Origin of the sequence: Endozoicomonas acroporae, assembly GCF_002864045.1 — a bacterium.
In the GTDB taxonomy this organism is placed as follows: Bacteria; Pseudomonadota; Gammaproteobacteria; order Pseudomonadales; family Endozoicomonadaceae; genus Endozoicomonas; species Endozoicomonas acroporae.
In genome coordinates this window covers 1-9685 of sequence record NZ_PJPV01000145.1, presented here as the reverse complement: position 1 = coordinate 9685, position 9685 = coordinate 1, and the positions used below count along the sequence as shown (strand labels likewise).

Genomic DNA, 9685 nt, shown 5'->3' with positions numbered 1-9685 from the left:
AGTTGGGTATTTAAAAGGTAAATGCGCGATTGCTATAGCAAGGCATTTTAAAGGGCGACAAAGGAATTTTAACGGAGAGAATTTCTGGGCAAGAGGGTACTTTGTGAGTACGGTCGGCTTGGATGAAGAAGTTGTCAGGGAATATATCCGAAATCAAGAAAAGAACGACGAAAACCGGGATCAACTGAAACTGGGTTTTGACTCGCGCCCATGGGCGCAATAATAGCCCTTTGAGGGCGTCCCCTAATAAGCTTCCGGCTATGCCGGAAGTCATTTAACTCTGAATTTATCATTTTGTATGTATCGTACTGTTTTGCAGCCTGACAAGCTGCAAAACTTCAAAACAGTCCTCAAGACCGTGTTATTCGCTATATGCTCAGAAACAGATTAGTTTCCTTATCAAGGACAAAAAAACGACTTATCAGTCTGGTGATTGATGTTTTAATCATTTGGCTGGCGCTGATTTTATCCTTTGTCGTCCGTTTGGGTATAGAGGACTTTGATCATCACAGGGCACTATTTTTTAAACTATGCCTCCTGTGCCCGGTTATCTGTCTGCCCATCAATATACGCTTGGGCCTTTATCGGGCGGTGCTCAGATTTGTAGGGCCGCAGGTTACCCTGACGATTTTACGAACAACGGTTCTTTCTGTTACTGGCATTATACTGGCGACCTACGTTCTTGGGTGGTCTGTACCCAGAAGTATTCCTTTCCTTTTTGGATTGATTCTGTTGTTTATGCTGGGCATTTCTCGATATGGTGCCCGTTACTGGCTGGCAGGCCACAAGATCAAGGATATTTTGCTAACACCATTTGCTATTACCACTCAACCTGAACAGATCAAAAGAGGTAAACCTGTAGCCATCTACGGGGCAGGGGAAGCAGGGTGCCAGTTAATCTCTGCATTGGATCGCGGTTGGGAATTCAGGCCGGTGGTCTTTCTGGACGATGACACTGCCATGGTGGGCAGAACAGTTTACGGAAGAAAGGTACACCATAGCAGTAAATTGCCTGAACTGGTTGAGAAAGCCTTTGTTGATCAGGTATTACTGGCAATGCCCTCGCTACCTGAATCCAGGCGTAAGTCTATTTTGCGCGATCTGGAAGCTTTGAATATTCCCGTAATGACGATGCCGGGTATGGATGACCTGGTCAGTGGTCGCCTGAAAATCCAGGATATCAAGGAGGTGGAAATTGGAGACCTTCTTGGCAGAGACCCGGTTCAGCCAGATAATCAATTATTGAATCAGTGCATTCATGGGTTGAATGTGATGGTTACCGGGGCAGGGGGCTCAATCGGCTCCGAATTATGTCGTCAGATTGGTAAGTTAGAGTGCAAAAGCCTTATTGTGTTTGATCACTCTGAGTACAATCTGTACCGGATTGAACAGGAAATCCGGCAGATAAAAGAACATGCTGGTTTGAGTTTTAACCTGGTCTCCGTTCTTGGTTCAGTTAATGACCCCCGTCGTCTGCTGGATGTCATTAGCGCTTATAAAATTGAAACGATTTACCATGCTGCTGCCTATAAACATGTGCCTATTGTCGAACATAATATTTCTCAGGGTGTGAGAAATAATATTATGGGTACTCTTTATGCCGCACAGGCTGCGATGGTGGGGAAGGTTGCCAACTTTGTCCTTATTTCCACGGATAAGGCGGTGCGCCCTACCAATGTAATGGGCGCTACCAAACGTTTTGCTGAGCAGGTTTTACAGGCTTTCAGCAAACAGAATACAGTGGAATTAATGCATCCTGAAATGTTTGGTAAACAGAAGTATCAACCCATAGTAAATCAGACTCGTTTTACCATGGTCCGCTTTGGTAACGTACTCGGTTCCAGCGGTTCAGTCATTCCTCTGTTTCGTGAACAGATTCGCTCTGGTGGCCCCGTGACGGTTACCCACCCGGAAATCACCCGTTATTTTATGACGATTCCTGAAGCCGCTCAGTTAGTTATTCAAGCTGGATCTATGGGGAGCGGTGGTGATGTTTTTCTGTTGGATATGGGCGAACCCGTTAGAATTGCCGATTTGGCAAGACATATGATTCGACTGTCTGGTTTTGTTGAAAAGAATGTTGATAATCCAGAGGGTGATATTGAAATCCAATATACTGGTTTGCGCCCTGGTGAAAAGCTTTATGAAGAGCTTTTGATTGGCGACAATGTCAGTGAGACCCATCATCCCTTGATATACCGAGCGATGGAAGAGAGTTCTGACTGGGGGATCCTGACTCAGGGTATCGAAAGGATACTGCTCTCCATAGAGCATCATGACTATGATAGAGCAAGAGGCATTATGGTTGATTTCGTTTCGGGTTTTACTCCGGACAGTATCCTGGTGGACTGGCTGTGCCAGCCTTCTGCTAAAAAAGTAGGCGACAAGAAATCTCACCAGCTTGAGTCTGCTTAACAGTAGCTGCTGTGTTTTGGTTTTATTTTATCTTTATTTAACCAAGCGAGCCTCTCTACGGAGTATGGTTTATATGCCTGATGAAATCAGGGGAAGCTCACCTGAGAACGTTCAGAATAAGTGGGTGATACAACTATGTCATGGCTATGACATGCCTTTTCATGATGTTGCCCGTCAATACGCTGCTTTATTTTCCGGAACGGAATATAAGGTTGCCACGGTATTTTTGACGGGTAAAAAAAATGAACAGGTCGCAGGGCTTGTCGGTTCCGATGAGGTAGTGTTTCTTGAAAATACCTCAAAAGATATTCGAGGCCTGAAGTTAAAGCAAATTCGTCAGGTTCGTGAACTGTGTTCCAAACGATATTACGAGTTTTGCATAGCCCACCGATTCAAGTCTGTTTATGTTGCAACTCATGTCCCCAATTTGTTTGTTATCGGGGTTCAGCATGCATTTGGTGGCTATAAGCGTTGGGGTAGGAGATTTTATACTCAGAGACAGCAGAATAATCTTGCTTTGATTGGAGTCTCTAATGCGGTAAGGGATGATATTCGCGCTTGTCTGCCAAAATTTCCGGAAGAAAATATTGTCACACTCTATAACCGGATTGATATCCAACAGCAAAAGTCTTATTTGATGGCTCGGGAAGAGGCAAGGCAAATTTTGAACCTGCCGAATGATGCTTTTGTTTTTGCCAATGTTGGCAGGTTGCATCCCGACAAAGATCAATCAACCCTTCTTAAAGCGTTTGCCCTTATTTGCAAAGAGCATCCGAAAGCACTGTTGGCGATTATTGGTAAGGGGCGGCTTGAAGAGTCGTTAAAGGCAGAAGTCAAAACGTTGGGTATAGAAGAACAAGCCCGTTTTACAGGCGTGATCCCCGATGCGGGAAAATACTTTCGGGCCTTTGATGGCTATATTCTCACATCGGATCATGAACCATTTGGCATGGTTCTGCTGGAAGCAATGGTGGCAGGCATTCCAATTGCAGCCTGCAATACCGGTGGAGCACCCGAAGTGGTTGGCAATACAGGCATGACTTTTGATTTCGGCGATTTTTCGGAGCTTGCCAGAGCAATGAAAAAGATGCTGTCCATTAATAGTGAGCAAAGACAAGTGGCCGCTCAGGCCATGGAGAATAGGCTGGCAAGTCATTTTTCAGATGAAGCAGTCCGTGAAGCATTTTGGCAACTTCCTTTTGTCCAACCATTTTCTGGGTAGGGTTTGACCCTGCTGTGGAGCTTAGACATTGAAGCTATTGTTACTGGTTCAGGATGAACAGCGTATAATTCTTGATCGATTTTATGCAGAGATTGCCAGTCAGTTTGATGAAGCGACGATTATGCGCCTGTCATCAGAGGAACAGACAAATCTGAAAGCTTATTTTGAGCGGCAGATAAAATGTGAAGATTATGATCGCATAGTGCTGTTTCTGCGTTTCAAAAAAGAGATCCGACAAGTGGGTTTTCTCAGAGCCATCCCGAATCTTGTTTTTCTTGAGCACGACGCCTACCAGAACTACAGCAAGAGTAAATACAAGGGCACGTTTTCACGGCATTACAAAAAAATTCCGTGGGTTCGTGTTCTGTCGTCTGGTTATACAGTTTCTCAGAAGCTACAGGCTGAAGGTGTCGATGCTGTTTTTGTTCCCAAATGTTACGACGATGTGTTAATCAAAAACCATCACCAGGTTAGAGATATCGAGCTGGGTTTTATCGGGAGCATAAAGAATAAAACCTATACCCAAAGGAAGGTATTTCTCGAGCAGCTTGCAACCAGAGAGCCTTTGCTGATTACACGCACAAAATCAGGTGATGATTATGTGGCCACTCTTAATCGAGTAAAGTTTTTTATCAGTGCTGACATCGGAATGGGTGAGTATATGATAAAGAACTTCGAGGCAATGGCGGCGGGTTGTGTTGTTCTGGCCTGGGATCAGGGGGAAGAGGAGAATAGAGCTCTTGGCTTTAAGGATATGGAAAATATCGTACTTTATCGGTCTCTTGATGAGTTGAGAAGCAAGCTTCACGCACTTCGGTTGGATGAAGAAAAAACACAGAGCATCGCCGCAAGTGGTCAGCAACTCGCAGAGCAGGAGTATACCTACAAAAGGGCTGCAAGCCGGTTCGCAACTGCGCTAATACCTCCTTTGAGAATACCTTGTAAAACAAGAGTGTTGTTTTTTAATCAATACTCTTATAGTTGACAACTCTTTCATTTTAAACGACAGTCATGGCGTTTTTGTGGTTTATCAGGTCTTGTAGTTTTTGGATACCCCAGTGTTAAACATTTCCCCCGTGAAGTTTCCAGAGGATGTCAGCTTTTTTACAAAATTGATGACATTGGGTTTGTTGCTCACACTCGTAGGCAGTTTCATCCCGATTTCCAGCAAGTTCGGGAATAATATATTTTATATTCTCGTACTACTGCCATTCCTGATCAGTTTGGCGACAAAGGAAAGAACAAATTATCGTTTGGGTGTTTTGGCACCCTGGTTTTTTGGCTTTGTTGCTGTGATGAGTGTATTTGCATTCCAGCAGGAACCTCTTAAGGCCGTTAAATATCCAATCTATTTGGTGTGTTTCTGGTCTGTCATCAGTTCTCTTGTAGCAAGGCAAGTAATTAATCCTGATAAACTCGCTCTCTGGATGATGGGGTTAAGCATTACTTTCAGCGTGGCTTTGTTGTTTATCCACTTTGTAGTCAATGCAGAGCCATTATCTGTTCGCCCGAATTTTTGGGAAACCTTTCGTTTTGGCAACCCTATTCATGTCTGCATGCTGTTGGTGTGTTTCACGGTAACGGGAATTATGGCGCTGCCTAAACGTTTACAACCAGTACTAGGCAGTATTATTATTCTATCGATTCTCGTTATACAAAGTTTATTTCAAACAAGAAGTGGAATTGCCGGGTTATTGGGTGCTGGTGCCTTTTTGATTCTGGTGGTTGCGTTGAAGAATTCCAATATTGGCAAAACTGGAATTATTGCTGCTTTATTAGTAGTGATAGGTGGTGTGCTAATTCATCAAATGAATCTTTTTGATGTGCTGTTGGCAAGAGGTAACAGTTATCGGTTAGAGCTTTATAGGATCGCCTGGTCTGAGTATCTGGACTGTAATTTGCTGACTGGTTGTGGGTATGGTTATGAGTTCAAATCCACCTTGAGTGGTGGGCACCCTATTGCGCATCCACATAGTATTTATTCTTCGTTGCTTGTCTACCTCGGGCCACTCAGCCTTATTGCCTTATTGGCTCTGCAATTGAGGGCATTTTTTGCTAACTGGAAGATTATGTCACCCTGGTTTTATGGTGTGGCTTGTTCATCTGCATTTTTCCTGCTGGATGGGAAAAATATTTTGGATAACCTGAATATTACATGGATTTGCCTGATTCTTCCTCTTGCCATTATTGATGGTCAGACCAGAATCAATCAGGAGTCGAACAAATAATGGGAAGTATTTTTAGTAAAGACAGCAATGTTACTTTAGTGATAACCAGCTGTGGCAGATTTGAGCATTTGCAGCAAACACTGGAATCGTTTATCTCGTATAACACCTATCCAGTGAGAGAGATCATAATTACCGAAGATTCTGGTGATGAATCTGTGCGGGATTTTTTGCCTGAAAGTATTCGTGATCGGGTTCAGTTAATTATCAATAACCCTAAGCTTGGGCAAATCAAGTCGATTGACTTGGCCTATTCAAAAGTAACGACAGATTATATCTTTCATTGTGAAGATGACTGGTCATTCTATCGGCCGGGTTTTATTGAAGACTCTATGAGGGTGATGGATACCGATAAGAAAATCATTCAGGTATGGTTGCGAAGTTTTCATCACGATATTGCTATTCATAGCCCTTATCACTTTTTAAAGGAGCGTAAGCAGGTAGGTGATGTTTACTATTACCCGCTGGGCTCTGAAAAAGAGGACTGGCAGGGATTCTCGTTTAACCCGGGGCTTAAGCGGGTTTCTGATTATACAGGGATCAAGAGCTATTCGTCTTTTCCCAGTGAGAAAGAGCTGTCTCGTCATTATGCTCAGTTGGGTTACCATGCGGCCATTTTGGAAAATGATGCGGTTTTGCATACGGGCTTTGGTGAGCATGTAGAGGATGTTAGGGAAAAAAAGAAAAAGCGTAAACGTAAACAGAAAGATTTCGCGATTAAGTTTTTGTGCTTATTTGTCGGGCTTTTGGCAGGCTTTTTTCTGGGCGGGTAACTATGAGTTTCTGGAGGCGCTGGCTTTTACGAAAAAAGCTGAAGAGGAATGAAATCAAAATACCAGGGAAGACTCTCGACAAAAAACACGCCTACACTCTTGAAGAGAGCTTAACACTTGGTCATGTAAACTTTGTTGGAAATCACAGTCACAACTTTGCAATGGGAGCGCACTCATACTGGAGAAGTGGAAGCTGTATCGGCAGTGTGTCTATCGGACGGTTCTGCTCAATTTCCACGGAAGTGATCATCGGGCTCGAGAAAAATGGTCACCCGCTGAATTGGCTGAGCACATCTCCCTTCCAATATTCAAGGAACTCGATTACCAGGTACAGAACCAAAGCAATGCTGGATTATCAGCCTGAGATGAGTACTACTTCTATAGGGCATGATGTTTGGGTTGGGAATCGAGTTATCATTTACAACGGTTGCTCCCTCGGAGTGGGAGCCGTTGTTGCAGCAGGCTCTATTGTAACGAAGGCTGTGCCAGCTTACGCAATCGTTGCAGGGGTTCCGGCAAAAGTTATTGGCTACCGGTTTTGTGAAGAAGTGATCAGTCAACTGGTAGCCAGTGAATGGTGGAATCTGCCCGTGAGTATGCTTGCGGATATTGATTTCGATGAAAGTGAGAAGTTTCTGCAATCGCTGACTGAGATAAATCTCCAAGGCTCTGATTACAGGCATGTATCATTTCAGAATCTGAGAATGACTTAGTGCTGCGTATTATCGGAGGTGAGCTGGTTTTTCATCCACCTGGTACCCTATTATCGAAAGTCGATACGCTATTCAGAATGCTGTCAGGCTTAATCAGCGCCAAAAAAACAAGATAACCATTCCCGGGAAACATGATAGGGAAAAATCATGAAAGCCCCCGAAGTCATTGGGCTCAATGGCTATAAGGACATCCCCTTATAGAGCAAAATATACATTCAGTGTCTTATATAAAAAAGATTTGGATGTTCTGGAAATGAATGCATTTGATTTAATGAATAGGCTATCTGTCATTTATGACGCACGCCAGCAATGGAAAGTAGACCATAAACTTGCTGATATTCTGCTCTTAGTCATTTGTGCAGTCATTGCGGGTTGCGAAGGCTGGGAAGAAATTGAAGACTTCGGTAATGAGCGACTGGATTGGTTAAAAAAATATGGTGAGTGCGTTTGCTACTGCAAACGAATTGGTTCTTGGTCAAATTAAAATTAATGATAAAAGTAACGAGATTACCGCCATACCTGAACTCCTTGAAATTCGCGGATGCCTCGTAACCATAGACGCCATGGGGTGTCAGAGGGATATTGCTAAGAAAATCGTCGATAAAGGCGCTGATTATTTGCTAGCGGTAAAAGGTAACCAGGGCAAGCTTCATGAGGCATTTGAGAATCATTTTTCTGTTGAAAAAGTGAATCAATGGAAGTGTGACACTTTCAGAACTGAAGAAAAAAGCCATGTTAGAATGGTAACACGTCTTCACATAGTTAATGATATCTTTGATGAGTTTGTTAATCTTTCTTTTGATTGGAAAATGGATGTTGCGATGAGAGAAGATGATTGTCGAATCAGAAGAGGCAATGCAGCTGAAATGCTCACTGGTTTTCGACATATGGCAGTTAATATGTTGAACAATACCAAAACCTTTAAAGCTGGTCTGAAGCGGAAGCAGAAAAAGGCCGCCATGAGCACTCGATATCTGTCTGAAGTCCTCGCAGGGTGCGGGGTTTCATGATTTTTCCCTGGGGAGCTTTCTCTCTGCTCAGTACTCATTACCCATAACATTTGATATGCTTGCAGATTAAGCTATCATTTTAATCCATGAATAATGCATCCAGAAAAACGCTAAAGGCGCTATTTGCTGACCCGATAAATGGCAATATTGAGTGGCGCAAAGTCGAAGCATTGTTCCTGTCATTGGGAGCCTGACGTACAACCAGGGGCGGTTCTTCCGTCAGCTTCGTTCTAAATGATGTACGTGCTGATTTTCATAGGCCGCACCCAGATAAACCATCCCTACGGTATCGGATTAAGGATGCCAGGCGCTTTCTTGAACAAGCAGGGATCAAACCATGAACATGATGAAATACAGGGGTTATATAGCCAGAGTTGAATACGATGATGAAGATCGTATATTTGTAGGGCATTTGGCTGGCATAAAAGACATTGTTGGTTTTCATGGTTCTTCTGTCGATGAGTTGGAAACGGCATTTCATGAAGCGGTTAATGATTATATCGCTATCAGCGAAAAAACTGGTCGACCGCTTCAGAGACCATACTCCGGCAATCTGATGTTGCGGGTTTCGCCGGAAGTTCATGCTGCTGCTGCTACTGCTGCCGAAGCCAAAGGAAAAAGCCTGAACCAGTGGGCTTCAGAAGTTCTTGGCGATGCGGCTCAAATTTAACATCGCCAGCCATTCTGATTTGATTCTATATTCTGCAGATACTCATTAATTATGAAAACCTGATGATGGAATGCAATATTATCCATCAGGCGTTCCGGGCTGGGGTTCGGCAATTACTTTTTCTGGGGTCCAGCTGTATCTATCCGAAACTGGCCCGGCAGCCGATGGTGGAGAGTGAATTGTTGAATGGCCTCTTGAACAGACTAATGGATGTTTCACGCCTGGAACGGCTGGGTTGGAAGGCGTTGATTCCTTTGCATGAAGGTTTGTCCATGACTTATCAGTGGTTTCTGAAGAATGGGGCTGAGCTTCGTTCTGTTTGAGTAGTGGGTTTCGGGTTTTAGTGGATGGCTGTATTTTTGAATCTTGCCTCATTACCCACACATTCCAACTCATAGCCCGCAACTTCCAACGTATAACCCATAAGTAGCTAACCATATGGAATCATATATTTCTGACTCCTTGTTCAGGCACTCCCGGCAACTGCTCCTGCGTTGCTCTAGCTCCTGCATCCATGCAGTCGTGCTTCGTTACAACTCCGGTCACATAGCTACGGCTATGCTCCCTCCGTTGTGCCTCGCATAGCACCTGCCCAAGTAGCCAGAAATATATGATTCCATATGGCCAGCTACTTAACTTCCAGCCCATCACAACTCA

9 protein-coding genes and 1 pseudogene are annotated in these 9685 nt (G+C 43.8%); all 10 read left to right on the top strand.

Going from position 1 to position 9685, the window contains the following annotated elements:
• On the top strand, positions 1 to 223 hold a 223-nt coding region (locus CX664_RS20275; protein ID WP_180966565.1), incomplete at its 5' end, for a transposase.
• Positions 224 to 738: 515 nt separating this feature from the next.
• On the top strand, positions 739 to 2415 hold the full coding sequence (locus CX664_RS20270; protein WP_244910698.1) for a polysaccharide biosynthesis protein: 1677 nt from the start codon (positions 739 to 741) through the stop codon (positions 2413 to 2415).
• Between the two features lie 73 nt (positions 2416 to 2488).
• A complete protein-coding gene (locus CX664_RS20265; protein ID WP_101748496.1) occupies positions 2489 to 3637 on the top strand; it encodes a glycosyltransferase in 1149 nt (382 codons plus the stop codon).
• A 121-nt stretch (positions 3638 to 3758) separates the two neighbouring features.
• Positions 3759 to 4622, top strand: coding sequence for a glycosyltransferase family protein (locus tag CX664_RS20260; protein ID WP_219622245.1), 864 nt, complete (start codon positions 3759 to 3761; stop codon positions 4620 to 4622).
• Between the two features lie 61 nt (positions 4623 to 4683).
• Positions 4684 to 5865, top strand: a complete 1182-nt coding sequence (locus CX664_RS20255) for an O-antigen ligase family protein (protein ID WP_101748493.1) — start codon at positions 4684 to 4686, stop codon at positions 5863 to 5865.
• Positions 5865 to 6635: a glycosyltransferase family 2 protein gene (locus CX664_RS20250; protein ID WP_101748492.1), complete on the top strand. Its 771-nt coding sequence runs from the start codon at positions 5865 to 5867 to the stop codon at positions 6633 to 6635. The genes CX664_RS20255 and CX664_RS20250 overlap by 1 nt, the downstream gene beginning before the upstream one ends.
• Positions 6636 to 6637: 2 nt before the next feature.
• Positions 6638 to 7348: a CatB-related O-acetyltransferase gene (locus CX664_RS20245; protein ID WP_101748491.1), complete on the top strand. Its 711-nt coding sequence runs from the start codon at positions 6638 to 6640 to the stop codon at positions 7346 to 7348.
• A 253-nt stretch (positions 7349 to 7601) separates the two neighbouring features.
• A pseudogene (locus CX664_RS20240) lies at positions 7602 to 8358 on the top strand (ISAs1 family transposase).
• Positions 8359 to 8695: 337 nt separating this feature from the next.
• Positions 8696 to 9028 (top strand): type II toxin-antitoxin system HicB family antitoxin, encoded by a 333-nt coding sequence (locus CX664_RS20230; protein ID WP_101748490.1) that lies wholly within the window; start codon positions 8696 to 8698, stop codon positions 9026 to 9028.
• A gap of 62 nt (positions 9029 to 9090) precedes the next feature.
• The gene (locus CX664_RS27875; protein WP_101748489.1) at positions 9091 to 9351 is read left to right on the top strand and encodes an NAD-dependent epimerase/dehydratase family protein; all 261 of its coding nucleotides are present in this window, start codon (positions 9091 to 9093) and stop codon (positions 9349 to 9351) included.
• Positions 9352 to 9685 lie beyond the last annotated feature (334 nt).

Bases quoted from the DNA above. Each gene is read 5' to 3' on its own strand.
- CX664_RS27875 (WP_101748489.1), top strand. From the start codon at position 9,091: ATGATGGAATGCAATATTATCCATCAGGCGTTCCGGGCTGGGGTTCGG.
- CX664_RS20245 (WP_101748491.1), top strand. From the start codon at position 6,638: ATGAGTTTCTGGAGGCGCTGGCTTTTACGAAAAAAGCTGAAGAGGAAT.
- CX664_RS20250 (WP_101748492.1), top strand. From the start codon at position 5,865: ATGGGAAGTATTTTTAGTAAAGACAGCAATGTTACTTTAGTGATAACC.
- CX664_RS20265 (WP_101748496.1), top strand. From the start codon at position 2,489: ATGCCTGATGAAATCAGGGGAAGCTCACCTGAGAACGTTCAGAATAAG.
- CX664_RS20260 (WP_219622245.1), top strand. From the start codon at position 3,759: ATGCGCCTGTCATCAGAGGAACAGACAAATCTGAAAGCTTATTTTGAG.
- CX664_RS20270 (WP_244910698.1), top strand. From the start codon at position 739: ATGCTGGGCATTTCTCGATATGGTGCCCGTTACTGGCTGGCAGGCCAC.
- CX664_RS20230 (WP_101748490.1), top strand. From the start codon at position 8,696: ATGAACATGATGAAATACAGGGGTTATATAGCCAGAGTTGAATACGAT.